This is a genomic window from Arachnia propionica, from assembly GCF_003932785.1.
Classification (GTDB): domain Bacteria; phylum Actinomycetota; class Actinomycetes; order Propionibacteriales; family Propionibacteriaceae; genus Arachnia; species Arachnia propionica_B.
In genome coordinates this window covers 32563-50314 of record NZ_RQYT01000011.1, presented here as the reverse complement: position 1 = coordinate 50314, position 17752 = coordinate 32563, and the positions used below count along the sequence as shown (strand labels likewise).

Below are 17752 nucleotides of genomic sequence, written 5' to 3'. Positions count from 1 at the left end.
ATGAGTGATCTGCTGACCCGATCCGCGCATGAACTGGCGGAGCTCATCGCAACGGGGGAGACCAACTCCGTCGAGGTGACCCGCGCCCACCTGGACCAGATCGAGGCGCTCAACGGTGACCTCAACGCTTTCCTCCACGTCGCCGCCGACGAGGCCCTCGAGGCCGCCGCCGCGGCCGATCGTCGTCGCGAGGCCGGCCAGCGACTGTCGCTGTTGGACGGTGTGCCCATCGCGGTCAAGGACAACTTCTGCACCCTCGGCATGCCGACCACCTGCGGCTCGCGGATGCTCGAGGGTTGGGTGCCTCCCTACGAGGCCACCGTCGTGGCCCGCCTGAGGGCGGCCGGACTGGTGTTGCTCGGCAAGACGAACATGGACGAGTTCGCGATGGGCTCCTCCACGGAGACCTCCGCCTTCGGCCCCACCCGCAACCCTTGGGACCTGGAGCGGATCCCCGGCGGTTCCGGTGGGGGGTCGGCTGCCGCCGTCGCCGCCTGCATGGCCCCCTTGGCGCTCGGCTCCGACACGGGTGGGTCCATCCGCCAGCCCGGCGCGGTGACGGGAACCATCGGGGTGAAGCCGACCTATGGCGGCGTGTCCCGCTACGGGGTCGTCGCCATGGCCTCCTCCCTGGACCAACCCGGACCCGTGACCCGGTCCGTGGTTGATGCCGCACTGCTGCATGAGGTCATGGGCGGCCACGATCCCATGGATGCGACCTCGATCGCCGAGCCCCTTCCCGCAATCGTGGCGGCGGCGCACCGTCGTGACGTCTCCGGTCTCCGGGTGGGTGTGGTGAAGGAACTGGCCGGGGACGGCTACGAGGCCGATGTCGAGGCCCGCTTCGGTGAGGCGGTGGCATGGCTCGAGGAGGCCGGCGCAGAGGTGGTCGAGGTCTCCTGTCCGAGCTTCGAGCACGCCCTGGCCGCCTACTACCTCATCATGCCTGCGGAGCTGTCCTCCAACCTCGCCCGCTTCGACGCGGTCCGCTACGGTCTGCGTCTGGGTGATGACGGCAGCAACGGCATGGAGGCCGTCACCTCCCTCACCCGGGGGCAGGGATTCGGGCGCGAGGCCAAGCGCCGCCTCATCATCGGCACCTACGCCCTGTCCAGCGGATACCACGACCAGTACTACGGGTCCGCGCAGAAGGTGCGCACCTTGGTGGCGCGGGACTTCGAGCGGGCCTTCGAGGTCTGCGACGTGCTCGTCACGCCGACCACGCCCACCGTGGCCTTCCGGCTGGGGGAGCGGATGAGCGACCCGATGGCGATGTACCGGGCCGATCTGTGCACCATCCCGTCCAACCTGGCGGGCAACGCGGCCGCCAGTTTCCCGGTCGGGCTCAGCTCCGAAGGGCTCCCGGTGGGTCTCCAGGTGGTCGCGCCGCCCCTGGCGGACGACCGGCTCTACCGTGTCGGGGGGTTCCTCGAGACGCGACTCGAATCACAGGGCGGGCCGCTGCTGGCCAGGGCCGCCGCCCTTCCCGGATCCAAGGCGGTGTGGCGATGAGCGAACTCATGGACTACGACGAGGTGCTCGAGCGCTTCGACCCGGCCCTCGGGCTCGAGGTGCACGTAGAGCTCAACACGGCGTCGAAGATGTTCTGTGGCTGTGCGACGACCTTCGGGGCGGAGCCCAACACCCAGACCTGCCCGGTGTGCCTCGGACTGCCCGGTGCGCTGCCCGTCGTCAATGCCAAGGCGGTGGAATCGGCCATCCGCATCGGTCTGGCGCTGGGCTGTGAGATCGCCCCCTGGGGGCGATTCGCGAGGAAGAACTACTTCTATCCGGACATGACGAAGAACTTCCAGACCTCACAGTACGACGAACCCATCGCCCATGACGGTCGGGTCGAGGTGGAGGTCGACGGGGAGGTCTTCGTCATCGAGATCGAACGGGCCCACATGGAGGAGGACGCCGGCAAGCTCACCCACGTCGGGTCGAGCGGTCGAATCCACGGGGCCGACTACTCCGTGGTTGACTACAACCGTGCCGGGATGCCGCTGATCGAGATCGTCACCCGCCCGATCCTCGGGACCGGGGCGAAGGCCCCCCAGGTGGCGAGGGCCTATGTCGCCCACCTGCGGGATCTCATGCGCGCCCTCGACGTCTCCGACGTGCGGATGGAGCAGGGGAGCCTCCGCTGTGATGCCAACGTCTCGCTCGCCCTGAAGGGGGATTCGCAGCTCGGCACCCGCACGGAGACGAAGAACGTGAACTCGCTGCGCTCCATCGAACGGGCCGTCACCCATGAGATGCGCAGGCAGGCGGCCATCCTCGCGTCGGGAGGGTCGGTGATCCAGGAGACCCGTCACTTCCACGAGGCCGACGGGTCGACCAGCCCGGGGCGCTCGAAGGAGGAGGCCCAGGACTACCGCTACTTCGCGGAGCCGGATCTTGTCCCGATTGCGCCGTCGGCCGAGTGGATCGAGGAACTCCGCGCCACCCTGCCCGAGCCGCCCGCGCAGCGTCGTCGGCGGTTGGCGCAGGAATGGGAGGTCGATGACCGCACGATGCAGGCCATCGTGGCCGCGGGGGCACTGGACCTCATCGAGGCGACGGTGGCCGCCGGGGCCAGCCCCCAGGCTTCGCGGAAATGGTGGATGTCCGAGCTGGCCCGCCGCGCGAACGAGTCCGGGGTGGAACTGGAGGAACTCGGGGTGAGCCCTGCCGATGTCGCCGCCACCCAGGCCCTTGTCGACGCGGGGGAGCTGACGGACAAGCTGGCCCGTGCCGTCTTCGACGGCGTCATAGCGGGGGAGGGATCCCCGGCCGAGGTCGTGGCGAGGCGTGGGCTCAAGGTCGTCTCCGACGAGGGGGCCCTCACGGCCGCGGTGGACGAGGCCATCGCCGCGAATCCCGACATCGTGGCGAAGATCCGGGGCGGGAAGGTCGCCGCGGCCGGGGCCATCATCGGGCAGGTCATGAAGGCCATGCGCGGCCAGGCCGATGCGGCCCGGGTGAGGGAACTGTTGTTGGAGCGGGTGGGGGAGTCCAGCTGAACCGGTCTCACTTGATGACTACGCTTTTTGGAATTCTTCCAGAAAAGGGCTAGAGTGACACCATGTCCTCAACCGTCTCTGACCACGCGGCCTCGCTGCGTTCGGCTGGCCTGAGGGTCACGTCGGCGCGGCTGGGGGTCCTCGAGGCCCTGGCGGAATGCCCCCATGCCACCATCGAACAGACGCGCGATCTCGTCATCAGCAGGACCGGATCTCTCTCTGTCCAGGCCACCTACGATGTGCTCGCCGCCCTCCACGGGGCCGGCCTGATCCGTCGCGTGGAGCCGGCCGGGTCCGCGCCCCGGTTCGAGTTGGCCACGGGCGACAACCACCACCACCTGAAGTGCCGCAGCTGCGGTGAGCTCAGGGACGTCGCCTGCCACATCGGGGCGGCTCCCTGTCTGGAACCGGTGGATTCCGCGGGCTTCCGTGTGGAGGAGGCTGAGGTCATCTACTGGGGCACCTGCCCCGCCTGCCTCGAAGCGGAAGGAACGGCATGAACGCCAACGAGACCCCGTCCACCCATCTCAACGGATCCCCCGTCCAGAGTGACTCCCACTCGCTGACAGTCGGGCCAGACGGCCCGATCGTCCTCCACGACGTCCACCTCGTGGAGCAGCTCGCCCACTTCAACCGGGAGCGGGTCCCGGAGCGCAGCCCCCATGCCAAGGGGGCTGGTGCATTCGGAACCTTCACCGTCACCGGTGATGTCTCCGCCTACACCAAGGCGGCCGTGTTCCAGCCGGGTGCCACGACCCGGTCCCTGCTGCGGTTCTCCACCGTCGCCGGTGAGCAGGGGTCCCCGGACACGTGGCGCGACGTGCGCGGTTTCTCGGTGCGCTTCTACAGCACCGAGGGCAATCTCGACATCGTCGGCAACAACACCCCGGTGTTCTTCCTCCGCGACCCCATGAAGTTCCCGCACTTCATCCGCTCCCAGAAGCGCATGCCTGCCTCCGGGCTGCGTGACGCCGAGATGCAGTGGGACTTCTGGACCCTGTCCCCCGAGAGCGCCCACCAGGTGTCCTACCTCATGGGTGATCGGGGTCTTCCCCGCACCTGGCGCCACATGAACGGCTACGGCTCCCACACCTACATGTGGGTCAACGCTGAGGGGGAGAAGTTCTGGGTCAAGTACCACTTCCTCAGCAACCAGGGTGTCGAGAACATGACCGGCGCCGAGGCGACGGAGATGGCGGGTGTGGACGCTGAGTTCCACCGCCGCGACCTGTTCGACTCCATCGCCAAGGGGGAGTTCCCCAGCTGGACCCTCCACGTCCAGGTGATGCCCTACGCCGAGGCCAAGGACTACCGCTTCAACCCGTTCGACCTCACCAAGGTCTGGTCGCTGAAGGACTACCCGCGCATCGAGGTCGGCCGTCTCGAACTCAACGAGAACCCGACCAACTTCTTCGCCGAGATCGAGCAGGCCGCATTCAGCCCCTCGAACATGGTGCCCGGAACGGGGATCTCGCCGGACAAGATGCTCATGGCCCGCGTCTTCGCCTACCCGGATGCCCAGCGGGCCCGGATCGGTGCGAACTTCCACCAGCTGCCCGTCAACCAGCCGGTGTGCCCGGTGAACAACTACGCCTCGCAGGCGAACATGGAGTACGTCCACACCGGAGCCTCCCCCGTGTACGCGCCGAACTCCTTCGGCCGTCCCTACGCCGAGACGCAGGGGCCGGCGGACAACGGTTGGGAGGCTGACGGTGCGCTCGTGCGCTCCGCCTACACCCTCCATGCGGAGGACGACGACTTCGGCCAGGCCCACACCCTGGTGCGCGAGGTCTACGACGACGCCCAGCGGGAGCGCCTCGTCGAGACCGTCGTGGGGTCGCTGGCGGGTGTGAACGAGCCGGTGCTCGGCCGGGTCTTCCAGTACTGGAAGAACATTGATGCCGAGGTCGGTGCGGCCATCGAGGCCAAGTTCCGGATGTGATCTTCCCATGTTGCTCGGCGGGACCCCGAGGTCCCGCCGAGCAACATGTCCGGGTCACAGTGCGCCGATGGACACCTTCAGGTCTCGTGCCACGTCGGGTTCCGCGGCGACCGTGACATCGGCGTCGCGGCCGCTGAGGAACAACAGCAGCTCGGAGGGCTGACCGTTCAACCGCACCGGTCGCGGGCCCTGGCCGTACCGCACCGCGGGGCGGTCCGTCGGCTGCAGGATCAGCTGCCCGCCCCAGGACCGTTGCACCTTTCGCGCGAGCAGCCGGGCAACCCGCCACAGCTGGCCCTGCTCCGCATCGGTGAGCCTCTGGCTGCGGTCGTTGGCGCGGAGCACGTCCTCGTGATGGATGAAGAACTCCACCGCATTGACCAGTCGATCCAAGGGGCGCATGACCCAGCCGGGGCGCCGGAGCTCGGTCACGAGGGTCTCGAAACCCTTGAGGTGGAGAGTCTCCTGCTGGATGCGTTCGGTGCGGTCGGCGAAGCGGGCGAGTCCGATGCCGGGCAGCGCAGCGGGACGGTGTTCCCGGATCCACAGGTGCGCGGCGAGGTCCTGGACCTGCCAGCCCGCGCAGCGGGTGGGAGCCGTGGCTCCCAGGTCGGCCATGAGGTCACACAGGGCGGCGCGCTGACGGGCGGCAAGACTCATGGAGCACAGCTTAGAGGGTGCGCGGCTAGGGGGATCGTGACGAGGACCAACACGGTCACGAATCGCCGTCCTGACTCGGTGGCAGCGTTGACATCGCCATGATCTCGCCGAAGCAAAGCGGCGATTGGTGCCCACCCTCATCCTTCAGTGACCCCCATCCGAGCAACCTCTGACGCGCGGACAGAGGATCGTCATGGTGTCGGGGAGCGCCCCGGTCACGTTTCTCGAGCTGCCCTCCGAGACAGGGCACGGTGTCGCATCGCGTCGAGGATCAGGACGGCAGCCGCCAGGACTCCGAGCAGGACCAGGACGTTCTTGGCGAGACTGAAGCCACCCCCGACGGTGAGCGGGATCGAGGTGGCGAGATCAGGGCCGCCTCGCAGGAAGGTCCAGACCGTCCAGTTCTCGAGATAGTCCGCCACGGCACCGAGCACGATGATCGTCTGGACGGCGATGGCTGCCCGTGGGCGAGGACTTCGGCTCCATCTGACCCACAGAACCAGGGTGCCAGCCACCAGTGCGGGGTGCAGCAGGTCCAACAGGGCCAGCCTGGTGTATGCGGCGATGCCTGGTCCATCACAGGCGCGAGCGAGCTCGATTGCCTCCGTCCGGGTCCAGAACGGGCGGGTGTCGAGCGGTGGTAGGCCACAGGTGGCCGTGACCTCGGGAAGAGCATGGAGGAAGATGACGGCTGCGACGAGGCCGCATGCGGAGGTCACTGCGATGAGCAGGGTGCGGGGTGGGCGAGTCACTGCGTCACCTCGGAGCTGTGGCGGCCGCGACGATGGATCAACCATTGCCTGAACTGACGCAGTTCCTGCTGCTCAGCCGGGGTGAGTTCCGAATCCTCGGTGGTGCAGTCCCCGAGCAATGGGCGCTGTGGCAGGTCGAGGTCGTGTCGAAGGGCCTGCTCGAGGTCGTTGAGTCCGCTCCGGGCCTGCTCGGCCCGCAGTGCGGTGGCCGCGAGCAAGCTCCGGTAGGCCTCAGCGAACCGCTCCATCGCTTCATGAACCACCTCACCTCCGGCCGAGGTGAGGCGCCACAGCCGGACGCGGCGATCATTCGGGTGGGGGATCTGTTCCAGCAGCCCGCGTCCAGCCAGGCGGTTGCCCATGCTCGCGATGGTGGAGGTGGCCGCTCCGGTGAGGTCGCAGATCTGGGAGGTCGCGGCGTCGCCGTGCAGCACCAGGGCAGCACACAGGCCCAACTCATCCGGACTCACTGGGCTGTCGCCCAGCCGGTCGGTCATCCAGCGGGACACCACCTGGTTGAGGAACCATGCCTCCAGGAGGAGCGAGGACCCCCTGGGGTTGTCGCGATATCGTTGCATAATCCAACGATATCGGAAGTTATCCGATCCTGGCCACCGCCACTGCGGTGTTCCTCAGCGGCTCCGGGATCTCGGCCTCACCGTCGTGGACCGGAGCCTCATCTCCTCCCAGCCAGTTCACACTCGTCGTCCCACACAGCTCGGGTGGGAGACGGAGCCTGCCCTGCTGCGGGTCGAGCACATGGGCGAACACCTGACCATCGACCACGGTGTGGCGCACCGTGCCCTCCCCGGCCCGCAGCCACGGCCGCGAGCCGAAGACGGCCTGCCCGTTGACCACCAACCACTGTCCCAGGCCGTCGAGGGCACGCTGCTGCACGTCCGGCACCGAACCGTCGGCGCGGGGGCCGACGTTGATGAGCAGGTTGCCGTTCTTGGCGACCACGTCGACGAGGTGCCGGATGAGATCCGGGGCCGAGAGGGAGTGTGACTCATCCTCCGCGGCGTTGTAGCCGAAGGACTGACCCAGCCCCCGCGTCGACTCCCACACCTGATCCTGGATCTCCGCCACATCGAGGTACTCGCGGGTCAGGTGGCCATGGGCGGGAACCCCCCACCGGTCGTTGACCACGCCATGAGGGACGGCCGTCAGGTACCGTCGCCACAGGGCCGCCACGCCGAAGTCGTCGCCGCCCTTGCCGGAGTCCGGCCACTCGATGTCGTTCCACAGCACGTCGGGGGAGAACCGTTCGATCAGCTCGCCGAGTTGTGCGGCCGCGTACCGCGCGAAGGACGGGTCGTTGCGTCTCAGGACGAACAGGTCCCGCTCGCTCCTGATCGGCGGCAGATCGCTGACGTGCCAGTCCAACGCCCCGGAGAAGTACACCCCGAAACGGGCGCCAGCCGCCCGGGTGGCGTCGGCGAGTTCTTGGATCAGGTCCCTGCCGGGGCCGCGTCGAACCGCATTGAACCCCGTTGTGCTGGTGTCCCACAGGCAGAAGCCGTCGTGGTGCTTGGTGACGGGTATCACGTAGCGGGCCCCGGACCGCAGCACCGAGGCGATGAGTTCGGGGGCGCGGAACGATGGCAGCTGCCAGTGGTCAGCCAGGTCCTCGTAGGTCGTCCCCTCGCCGAACCGCGCCAGGTGGTGGGCGCGGGCGGAGGACTCCTGGATGCGCACGGTGTTGCCGTACCACTCGGCGTAGCGGTGACGGGTGAAGGCGTCCTCGACCGGGACCCGCCCGTCGTGGGTCTCCGCCCAGGCCGGGATGGAGAACAGGCCCCAGTGGATGAAGACACCGAGTTTGGCGTCCCGGTACCAGGTGGGAGGGGTGACATCCGGGTAGGTGACCCCGAGGTCGGGGCCGGTGCGTTCGTCGAAGTACAGCATGTCAGTTCTCCCGGCGGGTCAAGATGGGGGTCAGGTCAGGATTCGGCTGCGAACGGTCGAAGGGCCAGGTTCCCGGCGCCAGATGTCGATGGCCCAATCGCAGGAGGTCCTGGTCCACGCCGCCCGGGGTGAGGGCCATCGTCCAGCCCGCGGCCAGGTCGAACAGCTCGGGCTCGAGGTAGCCGATCTTCACCACCACGAGGTCGGCGGTGACAGGGTCAAGACCGAGCTGCTGGAAATCGGCCAGCAGATGGAAGGGTTTTCGTTTCTCGGTGATGACGACGTGAACCCCGCCCTGCCTCACCACGGCCTGTCGGCCCGCGACGGGATCCCCGTCGGTGAGGGAAACCACCTCGCCGTGGATCTCGGCCGGGGCAGCGGTGCGGTCGACGTTGCCACCCACCCGCAGCCGTACCCGGGACCCGAGACCAGCCTTGAAGCACTGGGCGACGGCCGCCGGGTCGAAGGTTGAGGCGTGGATGACGGTGAGGGCCTCGTCGACGAGTCTCGGGTCGGCGAGCAGCGCCCGGAGCGTCCAGGAGACGTCGCCCGCACCTCCCGCCGTCGGGTTGTCGCCGGAATCCGAGATGACATAGGGGCGGGGTGCCCCCTCGGCGAGTGCCCGGTCCAGGGCGCCCTGGAGGGAATCCGTGGGGCCGACGAACTGGAAGTCGTCGCGGCTTGCCCACCAGCCCTCCGCCAGCTCCGAGGCCCCACGGCTGACCTCGTCGGGATCGTCGCCGGTGACGACGACGGCGGCGTGGCACCGAGGTTCGTCGGCCCAGGCGTAGCCCACCCAGAGGGAGGCATCCAGCACGCCGTCGCGGGCCGCGACCTCCGCGACCCGACGGTAGTGACCGGCGGCGGGCTCCACCCGGGTGCTGGTCTTCTCCCCGGGGAGCAGCAGGGGGATCGGGATGAAGGCCTTCCATGGCCGACCCGCACCGGAGCGGAGCCTCAGGAGCAGGTTGTGGGTGGCCCGTTCCTTCGTGTTGAGCCAGTCCTCGTGGGGGGCCATGCGGTAGCAGGTGATGAGGTCGACCTGCTCCACGAGTTCGGCGGAGACGTTGCCGTGCAGATCCTGGGTGCAGGAGATGAGGCAGTCGGGGCCGAGCACCTCGCGCAGGGCCGTGGTGAGGTCGGCCTCGGCGTCGCGCATCCCGACGACGGTCATGGCGCCGTGGAGGTCGAGCAGGAATCCGTCGAAGGGTCCCTGCGAGGCGGCAAGGTCGAGGATGCGTTGCTTCATCCGCTGATAGGTGGCGGGCACAACGGGTCCCCCGGGCAGCGATCGGCCGTGGTGCAGCGGAACCCAGTCGGCGGCCTCTCGGAGCTCCCGGCCGGGTGCGAGGAACGGGTAGTAGGACAGCAACTCCTCGCCCTCCCGGAGGGTGAAGGCCTCGTCGCCACTCAAATGAGGGGAGAAGACGCTGGCCTCGATCGAGATGCCGGCGATCCCGATGCGGGGCCGGGCAAGTCCGTCGGTGACGGGCGGCAGGGGTGGGCACCAGATGTCAGCAGCAGTCATGTCTTCCTCATGGGATCGGTTCGAATCGGATGGGTTGTGCCAGTGCGGCGGCCCCCAGTGCCGTGCTGGACAGGGAAGCCCGGTGCAGCCGGGGGAGCGGGACGGTGACCGGGGGCGCCGACGTCAGTGATGCGGTGAGTGGAGGCTCCAACAGGTCCCAGGCGGCGCTGACCCCGCCACCCACGACGACATCGGTGAGATCCAGCATCGTGGTGGCCACGACGATGGCTTGGGCGAGGGCGCTCGCGGCTTGAGCGAAGACGCTCGTTGCAGCTGCGTCCCCCCGACGGGCCCGCTCCGCGACCTCTCGGCCTCCCAGCCCCGTCACACCGGTGAGTTCGCCGTAGCGTAGTCCCAACGAGCGTCCGGAGGCCAGGGTTTCCAGGTGGCCCACGCCGCCGCAGGTGCAGTCCAGGTGGGAGTAGCCCGGGGTGTGGCCGATCTCCCCGGCGCTGCCACGGGGTCCGTGGTACAGCTGACCGTCGAGCAGCAGTGCCCCACCGACGCCGGTGCCGAGCATGAGGGCGAGGGCGTTTCGGACCCCACGCAGGGCTCCCCACCGCGCCTCGCCAGCCAGGAAGGCGTTGACGTCGTTGACCAGGTGTACGGGACGCCCCAGACGTGTCGCCAGCGCGTTGCCGGGGTGGCGTCCCACCCAGTCGGGGAAGATGCCGGAGGCGGCCAGTACCTCACCGGTGTCCGGCGCGATCACCCCGGCGGCACCGACGCCCACGGCCTCGGCCCGCAGCCCTGAGGAGAGCTCCAGCTGGTTCAGCAGATCCGCTGCCCCGTCGATGAGGGCCGCTCCGCCGCTACCCGAGGTCACGGTCCGGGTCGCCAACACGCTGCCGTCGACGTCGGCGAGGACGGCGCTGGTCTTGGTACCACCGATGTCGATGCCGGCGGTGACCATCATCGGCCCCCCAGACCGGCCATCGCGATGCCCCGCACCAGGTGTTTCTGCAGGGCGATGACCAGCAGGGTGGTGGGCAGCATCGAGATCACGGCGGCTGCCATCTGAAGGTCCCAGCGGGTGCCCTGTTGGGTGGAGAAGGAGGCCAGGCCGATGGGCAGGGTCCCCATTGTCGAGTAGTCGACGGTGACGATGAGGGGCCACAGGTAGGAGTTCCAGAAACCGAGGAAGGTGAACACCGCGAGCACGGCCAGCGCCGAGCGGGACAGGGGCAGGATGATGCTCCAATAGATACGGATCGCTCCGGCGCCGTCCACCCGGGCCGCCTCATCGAGTTCGTAGGGGATGCCTCGGTAGAACTGCCGCAGCAGGAAGGTGCCGAAGGCGCTGAAGGCGAACGGGATGATGAGGGCCTGGTAGGAGTTGACCCAGCCGAACCAGCCCATGAGGGTGTAGAGCGGGATGACGACAACCTCGGCGGGCACCATGAGCGTGGCCAGGAAGAGGACGAAGACCACGTCCCGCCCGCGCCACCGCAGCCGGGCGAAGGCGAAAGCAGCTGTGGAGGAGACGAACAGCACCAGCAGGGTGCCGGTCACGGACACGAACAGGGAGTTCGAGATGTAGGTGATGAAAGGGCCATAGGTGAAGACCTCGAGAAAGTTCGTCCACTTGAGTTGGGAGCCGATCAGTCGAGGTGGGGAGGCGAAAATCTCGTTGTTGGGTTTCATCGCCGAGAACACTGCGTAGATCAAGGGGGAGGCGAACAGCAGGGCCGCCAGGTAGATCGTCAGGTGGGCCAGGATCAGACGGAGCCGTGTGGTACGGCCCTGTCGCTGCCCATGGGTGTCAGTGTTCATAGTGCACCCACCTCTTCTGCGCCTTGAACTGCAGGGCGGTCAGGATGATGATGATCGCGAACAGGATCCATGCCGCGGCTGCTGCGAGGCCGAGATCCTGGAATCGGAAGCCCTGGTTGTAGATGAACTGGACGATGGGTTGGGTCGCATTGCCGGGCCCGCCACCGGTCAACAACTGGGGTTGGGCGAAGACCTGGAGCGAGCCGATCATCGTCATGACGGTGGCGAAGAACAGTGCCGGGGAGATCATGGGCAGTGTCACCTGGAAGAACAGTCTGGCCCCCGTCGCCCCGTCGATCCGAGCGGCCTCGAGGACGGTCTCCGGCAGCTGCTCCAGCACCGCGGAGAAGATGAGCATGTTGTAGCCCATGCCCTGCCACACCGACATCACCACCACCATGGTCATCGCCCAGTGGGGGTCCGCGAGGAAGTTCGGCAGGCTGAGACCGAACCAGCCCTGACTGACACCGTTGAGGGCACCCTGGGGCTGCAACAGCATCTTCCACACCAGGATGTTCGCCACCATTGGGGTCACCACGGGGATGAAGAACAGCACCCTGAGGGCCCCACGTCCCCGGATCCGGGAGCTGAGGGCCACCGCCAGGCCGAGGGAAAGGGCGATGTTGACGGGAACGTAGGCGATCGCGTAGACGAAGGTGTTGCGCAATGCCGGCCAGAAATCTGGGCTGGCAGTGAACAGCTTGAGGTAGTTGCCGAGGCCCGTGAAGGTTCTTGTCCCGAATGTTGGCCAGTCGAACAGGCTCATGACGATGGACAACCCGACGGGGAAGAGGGTGAACAGGCCGAGGCCCACCAGAGCCGGGCTGATGAAGCCCAGCGCCTGGCGTTCCTCGGCTCGGCGCAGCGCGCCAGCGGTTGATCTGGTCACTGCTGGAACTGCTGCTGTGCGCTCTGGAGCACCTCGGACATCGGCTTGGCGCCGGTGTAGACGCTCACCAGTTCGGGCTGGATGTAGGCGTTCACCTTGGACCAGTTGGGCGAGACGTGCTGCCCCTCGACGTTGGCGAAAGCGGCGTCGTAGGCCTGCTGGACCCGCTCCCGGTACTTCTCCTCGATGGAGGTGAAGTACAACGGCTGCGACTCGGCCCGGGCCGGGTAGGAACGGCCCGAGCTGGCGATGTGGTCCTGGGCCTCCTTGCTCAGCAGCGCCCCCATCACCTTCAGTGCGGCCTCCTTGTTCTGGCAGGTCTTGGCGACACCGTAGCCCGAGCCAAGGACCAGCCCCAGCGAGGTGCCCCCCTCGCCCGCGGGCAGATTCACCATGCCGACCTCGAAGCCCGCGTCGTTGCCGAGGTAACTGACGGCGTTCCAGGTACCGTCCACGGCCATGGCTGCGTTGCCGTTGCTGAACTGCTCCTCGCCCCAGCCGGCATCGGATGCGGAAGCAACCGGCAGGGCGACCTTCTGGTCGGTCACGAGACCGGAGTACCAGGTGGCGGCCTCGACGAAGGCCGGGTTGGCGATGTCGAGTCCGCCCTCCGCGGTGACGGGTTGCATCCCGGCCCTGGCGATGGGCAGGGCCTGCCACTGGAAGTCACCCATCCCGACGGCGAATCCCTGTTTGTCGGCGGTGGTGGCTGCCTTGGCGGTGGCCTCGAAGTCGTCGAAACTCCATCCATTGCTCGGCTCGGGAGCACCATTGGCCGTGATCATGTCGGCGTTGTAGTAGACCAACATGGTGGCCATGTCGAAGGGAACCCCGTACATCTTGCCCGCGTCGCTGAGAATCTCGGTGGCACCGGGCGCGAGGTCGGAGGTCTTGAGACCCGCTGTCGTGAGGTCCGCCTCGGTCAACTCCACGAACCCCTCCTTGAAGTCCGTGAGCTTCCCGGAGTTCATGCCGGTGACGCATGCCATGTTGCCGGTCCCCATGTTGGAGGTCAGCTTGGTGAAGAAGTCGCCCCACGGAGCGGTGCGAAGTTCGATCTCGATGTCGGGCAGCGAGGCCTGCGCGATCTCCACCTGCTTCTTGATCGCGGCGATGTCCTTGTCCCCGCCCGCCCACATGTCGACGATGATCTTGGCGCGGCCGTCCGAGCCGGTCTGGGCCCCGTCCCCCTTTCCGCCACCGCAACCGGTGAGCGCGAGGGCAGCGACGGCCCCCAGCGTGATGACCTTGCGGAAGTTGACCTTCATTGATCCTCCTTGTCCTTAATTCTTCCTCGAATTAAGTTTCTTGCCTGCTTGGCACAACTGAGGGTAGGGGTGTACGTCCGGTTGCGCAAGGGGTGGAGAGAGGACCGTTGCGGAACCGTGATCATGCCGGAGACTCTGGAGCGGTCTCGTTCTGGAGAACTCCTTGGTGGGCTCAGTGCGAAACCCATGTTGGCATGACCAGTTATTGCAGGACTGGCTAAAGTGGGGGTATGGCTCGACCTGATCTCTCCATTCGGCAGCTGCTGGCAGACGGTTCTGTCACGTCGAGGACGGAGTTGGCACGGCAGCTGGGGGTCTCCGCATCGACGGCCTCGGCGTGGGTGGGCCAGCTCATCGCCGAGGGGGTCGTGGTCGAGGACGGGGCGCTCGCCTCCCAGGGGGGCAGGCCGCGACGTCGCCTGCGACTGACCCAGCCAGCCGGACATCTCCTCGTTGTCGACCTGGGGGGACACCATGCCCGGGTCGGGGTCGCGGATCTGCGGGGGGACATCACCGAGGTCGTCACCGCCGAAGTGGTGATCGGTCAGGGCCCCGTCGCTGTGCTGGACGCGCTCCATGAGGTGGTGACACACCTCGAGGCCCACGGGCCGACACTGGCCGTCGGTCTGGCCCTTCCGGGCCCGGTCCAGCCGGATGGGTCGGTCCGGTTGCCCTCACGGATGCCCGGGTGGGCCGGATACCCGGTCCGCCAGGCCGCCATGGAGCGTTTCGGGGCCCCCGTCGTCGTGGAGAACGACGCGAACGCCATGGCCCTTGGCGAGCACCGGTCACAGTTCGGCAGCCACGGCCACTCGATCACGGTCAAAGCGGGGACCGCCATCGGTTCCGGCATCATCGTCGACGGTCAGCTCTACCGGGGAGCGACATCCGCGTCGGGGGATGTCACCCACACCTGGGTCGAGGCCGCGGGCCCGCGTCCCTGCACCTGTGGAAAGCTCGGTTGCCTCGAGACCATCGCCTCCGGGGCGGGCATCGTGTCCCGGCTTCGGGAGCAGGGGAGCCGGGTCGACAGCACCGCCGATGTGCTGGCGCTGACCGCTGACGGTGACCCGATCGCCACCACGATGATCCGCACCGCCGGAGCGCATCTGGGGGAGGTGCTGAGCCCGGTGGTGAGCTTCTTCAACCCCGACGCCCTGTTCCTCACCGGTGGACTGGCCGCCTCACAGCACTTCGTCTCCGCCGTGCGGGCCAGGATCTACGACGGCTGCCACCCCCTGATGACCGAGGCGTTGCGGATCGAGGCAGCCTCCTTGGGGCCCGATGCCGGGCTGCACGGCATGGCTCTCCTCGCCGCAGCCGAGGCCGAGGCGGCACGCTGAATCGTGGTCACGCTGGAGCGCCACGTGGCCCAGGCGACACAATGGCTCCATGCAGTTCTCCCCTGACCTCGCCGCCCGGCTGAAGTTCAACGCCGACGGTCTCGTGCCCGCCGTGGCGCAGGACGCGGCCACCGGCGAGGTGTTGATGCTGGCGTGGATGGACGCTGAGGCCCTGGCCCGGACCCTCACGACGGGGCGGGCCACCTACTGGTCCCGCAGTCGACAGGAGTACTGGGTGAAGGGCGAGACCAGCGGGCATGTCCAACGGGTGGTCTCCGTCGGGCTCGACTGCGACGGTGACACCATCCTGTTGCGGGTCGAGCAGACCGGCGCGGCCTGCCACACGGGCAACCCGACCTGCTTCTTCACCGAACTGACCACGGAGGATCTCGCATGAGGATCACCCCTGACCTGGCCGAGTTCACCGAACTGGCCCGCACCCGACGCGTCATCAGCGTCCATGCCCGCCTCACCGCCGACCACCTCACCCCGATCGCGCTGTACTCCAGCCTGTGCGGGGCCCGTGAGGGCACCTTCCTGCTGGAGTCGGCGACCCAGGGGGTGTGGTCCCGGTGGTCCTTCGTTGGTGTCAGGGCGGCGGCGACTCTCACCGAACGCAACGGCCGGGCGGTCTGGCTGGGACGTGAACTCGCGGGGATCGGGGAGGGCGACCCCCTGGCGGTGCTGCGGCAGACCCTGGAGGAGTTCGCCACCCCTGCGGTCGAGGGACTGCCGCCCTTCCACGCCGGAATGGTCGGGTATCTCGGCTACGACGTGGTCCGCCGATTGGAGCGGCTGCCGGACGGCTGCGTCGACGACCTGAAGCTGCCGGAGGTTGTCATGATGCTGACCTCCCAGCTGGCGGTGTTCGACCACCACCTCAACGAGGTCATCCTCATCGCCAACGCCATCAACCACGACGGCACCGACGAGGGAGTCGAACGGGCACACCACGAGGCCGTGGTCGCCATCGAGGAGATGGCACGCACCCTGGCCGAGCCCATCGCCTCCCTCGCCGCGCCCGCTCCCGAAGGGCTGGTCGACCTGCCGGTGCGCCGACAACGCAGCGCCGACGACTACCAGCAGGCGGTGCGGACCGTGATCGAGGAGATCGAGGCGGGCGAGGCCTTCCAGGTGGTGCTCTCCCAGCGCTTCGACGTCGAGACCTCCAGCGACGCCCTCGACGTGTACCGCGCGTTGCGCCTGACGAACCCCAGTCCCTACCTGTACCTGATGCGTCTGCCGGGTTTCGCCGTTGTCGGTTCGAGCCCGGAGGCCCTCGTCACCGTCAAGGACCAGGTGGCCACCACCCGCCCCATCGCGGGATCACGGCCCCGGGGCCGCACGGAGGCGGAGGACAGGGAACTCGCCGACGAACTGCTGGCCGACCCCAAGGAACGCGCCGAACACATCATGCTCGTCGATCTGGGGCGCAACGATCTGGGACGGATCTGCCGACCCGGCAGCGTCACCGTCCACGAGTTCATGCGCATCCACCGCTACAGCCACATCATGCACCTCGAGGCCGCCGTCTCCGGCACCCTGGCCGAGGGGAGCACCGCGCTCGACGCCACGCTGTCATGTTTCCCCGCCGGCACGCTCTCCGGGGCGCCCAAGGTCAGGGCCATGGAGATCATCGACGACCTGGAGGTCTCCCGGCGCGGCCTCTACGGTGGGGTGGTGGGCTACTTCGACTTCGCGGGGAACTCGGATGTCGCCATCGCCATCCGCACCGCCGTCCTGAAGAACGGGGTGGCCCACGTCCAGGCCGGGGCGGGGATCGTCGCGGACTCGCGCCCCGAGATGGAGGACGCCGAGTGTTCGCACAAGGCCGCCGCCGTCATCACCGCGCTCAGGCGCGCCGCCACGATGGGAGAACAGTCATGACCGTCCTCGACGACATCATCCAGGGCGTCCGCGAGGACCTCGAGACACGACGTGCCACCGTCCCGGATGCGGAGATCGAGGCAGCGGCTCGGGCGGCCATCCCCGCCCGCCCCGTGTGCCTGAAACGAGACAGCCTCGCGGTGATCGCCGAGGTCAAACGCCGCTCACCGAGCAAGGGCGATCTGGCCGAGATCCCCGATCCGGCATCCCTGGCGGCCGCCTACGAGTCTGGAGGGGCCGCCGCCATCTCCGTCCTCACCGAACCGCGGAGGTTCGGTGGGTCGCTGGAGGATCTCGACGCCGTTCGCGCCCGCGTGCACGCGCCGGTCCTGCGCAAGGACTTCATGGTCGACCCCTACCAGTTCCACGAGGCCCGGGCTCACGGGGCGGACCTCGTGCTCCTCATCGTCGCCGCCCTCGACGACGCCCAGCTCGGGGATTTCCTCGTCCTGAGCCGCGAACTCGGGATGACCCCCCTCGTCGAGACGCACACCGAGGAGGAGGTCGAGCGCGCCCTCGTGGCGGGAGCCGAGATCATCGGCGTCAACAACCGCAATCTCAAGACCCTCGAGGTCGACCTCGCCCAGTTCGGCAGACTCGCCTCCCTCATCCCCGAGACCTGCACCCGGGTCGCCGAGTCCGGCATCTTCACCGCCGACGACTCCCGCCGGGTGCGTGAGGAAGGAGCCGACGCGATCCTCGTCGGCGAGGCCCTCGTGAAACACGGCAACCCACTCGAGGCGATCGGCGAGTTGGGTCTGATGCCGTGACAGCGGCATGACATGGCGGAGGGCAGG

17 protein-coding genes are annotated in these 17752 nt (G+C 68.0%); 8 read left to right on the top strand and 9 right to left on the bottom strand.

Annotated elements, in window-relative coordinates; translation table 11 throughout:
* The 4 genes from gatA to EII35_RS06795 all read left to right on the top strand — a co-directional run bounded on the left by gatA (nt 1) and on the right by EII35_RS06795 (nt 4947).
* On the top strand, nt 1-1512 hold the full coding sequence (gene gatA / locus EII35_RS06810; RefSeq protein ID WP_125227712.1) for an Asp-tRNA(Asn)/Glu-tRNA(Gln) amidotransferase subunit GatA: 1512 nt from the start codon (nt 1-3) through the stop codon (nt 1510-1512).
* Nucleotides 1509-3005, top strand: a complete 1497-nt coding sequence (gatB, locus tag EII35_RS06805) for an Asp-tRNA(Asn)/Glu-tRNA(Gln) amidotransferase subunit GatB (RefSeq protein ID WP_125227711.1) — start codon at nt 1509-1511, stop codon at nt 3003-3005. Before gatA ends, gatB begins: the two co-directional genes overlap by 4 nt.
* A 62-nt stretch (nt 3006-3067) precedes the next feature.
* Nucleotides 3068-3505 (top strand): Fur family transcriptional regulator, encoded by a 438-nt coding sequence (locus EII35_RS06800; protein ID WP_125227710.1) that lies wholly within the window; start codon nt 3068-3070, stop codon nt 3503-3505.
* Nucleotides 3502-4947: a catalase gene (locus EII35_RS06795; protein ID WP_125227709.1), complete on the top strand. Its 1446-nt coding sequence runs from the start codon at nt 3502-3504 to the stop codon at nt 4945-4947. The genes EII35_RS06800 and EII35_RS06795 overlap by 4 nt, the downstream gene beginning before the upstream one ends.
* A 54-nt stretch (nt 4948-5001) precedes the next feature.
* Here EII35_RS06795 and EII35_RS06790 read toward each other — a convergent pair whose 3' ends face one another.
* The 9 genes from EII35_RS06790 to EII35_RS06750 form a co-directional block, all read right to left on the bottom strand.
* A complete protein-coding gene (locus EII35_RS06790; RefSeq protein WP_185744215.1) occupies nt 5002-5607 on the bottom strand; it encodes a TIGR03085 family metal-binding protein in 606 nt (201 codons plus the stop codon).
* Between the two features lie 215 nt (nt 5608-5822).
* Nucleotides 5823-6359, bottom strand: a complete 537-nt coding sequence (locus EII35_RS06785; RefSeq protein ID WP_125227707.1) for a hypothetical protein — start codon at nt 6357-6359, stop codon at nt 5823-5825.
* Nucleotides 6356-6937: a MarR family winged helix-turn-helix transcriptional regulator gene (locus EII35_RS06780; protein ID WP_125227706.1), complete on the bottom strand. Its 582-nt coding sequence runs from the start codon at nt 6935-6937 to the stop codon at nt 6356-6358. The genes EII35_RS06785 and EII35_RS06780 overlap by 4 nt, the downstream gene beginning before the upstream one ends.
* 19 nt (nt 6938-6956) lie before the next feature.
* Nucleotides 6957-8267 (bottom strand): alpha-L-fucosidase, encoded by a 1311-nt coding sequence (locus EII35_RS06775; RefSeq protein WP_125227705.1) that lies wholly within the window; start codon nt 8265-8267, stop codon nt 6957-6959.
* Between the two features lies 1 nt (nt 8268).
* Entirely contained in the window at nt 8269-9795 is a 1527-nt protein-coding gene (locus tag EII35_RS06770) for a M81 family metallopeptidase (protein ID WP_125227704.1), read from the bottom strand.
* Between the two features lie 7 nt (nt 9796-9802).
* On the bottom strand, nt 9803-10711 hold the full coding sequence (locus tag EII35_RS06765) for an ROK family protein (protein WP_125227703.1): 909 nt from the start codon (nt 10709-10711) through the stop codon (nt 9803-9805).
* Nucleotides 10708-11568 (bottom strand): carbohydrate ABC transporter permease, encoded by an 861-nt coding sequence (locus tag EII35_RS06760; RefSeq protein ID WP_125227702.1) that lies wholly within the window; start codon nt 11566-11568, stop codon nt 10708-10710. Before EII35_RS06760 ends, EII35_RS06765 begins: the two co-directional genes overlap by 4 nt.
* Nucleotides 11558-12457, bottom strand: coding sequence for a carbohydrate ABC transporter permease (locus EII35_RS06755; protein ID WP_125227701.1), 900 nt, complete (start codon nt 12455-12457; stop codon nt 11558-11560). The genes EII35_RS06760 and EII35_RS06755 overlap by 11 nt, the downstream gene beginning before the upstream one ends.
* Complete coding sequence (locus tag EII35_RS06750; protein ID WP_125227700.1) at nt 12454-13725, bottom strand: ABC transporter substrate-binding protein; 1272 nt, start codon at nt 13723-13725, stop codon at nt 12454-12456. Before EII35_RS06750 ends, EII35_RS06755 begins: the two co-directional genes overlap by 4 nt.
* 230 nt (nt 13726-13955) lie before the next feature.
* Between EII35_RS06750 and EII35_RS06745 the strand changes: the two genes are divergently transcribed.
* From EII35_RS06745 to trpC, 4 genes are read left to right on the top strand one after another with little or no spacing between them, the layout of a single operon-like run.
* On the top strand, nt 13956-15068 hold the full coding sequence (locus tag EII35_RS06745; protein WP_125227699.1) for an ROK family transcriptional regulator: 1113 nt from the start codon (nt 13956-13958) through the stop codon (nt 15066-15068).
* 49 nt (nt 15069-15117) lie between these two features.
* Nucleotides 15118-15465: a phosphoribosyl-AMP cyclohydrolase gene (gene hisI / locus EII35_RS06740; RefSeq protein ID WP_125227698.1), complete on the top strand. Its 348-nt coding sequence runs from the start codon at nt 15118-15120 to the stop codon at nt 15463-15465.
* Entirely contained in the window at nt 15462-16955 is a 1494-nt protein-coding gene (locus EII35_RS06735; RefSeq protein WP_125227697.1) for an anthranilate synthase component I, read from the top strand. Before hisI ends, EII35_RS06735 begins: the two co-directional genes overlap by 4 nt.
* Nucleotides 16952-17725 carry an indole-3-glycerol phosphate synthase TrpC gene (gene trpC, locus EII35_RS06730; protein WP_125227696.1) on the top strand — a complete coding sequence of 258 codons (774 nt, stop codon included), beginning with the start codon at nt 16952-16954 and terminating at the stop codon, nt 17723-17725. The genes EII35_RS06735 and trpC overlap by 4 nt, the downstream gene beginning before the upstream one ends.
* Nucleotides 17726-17752 lie beyond the last annotated feature (27 nt).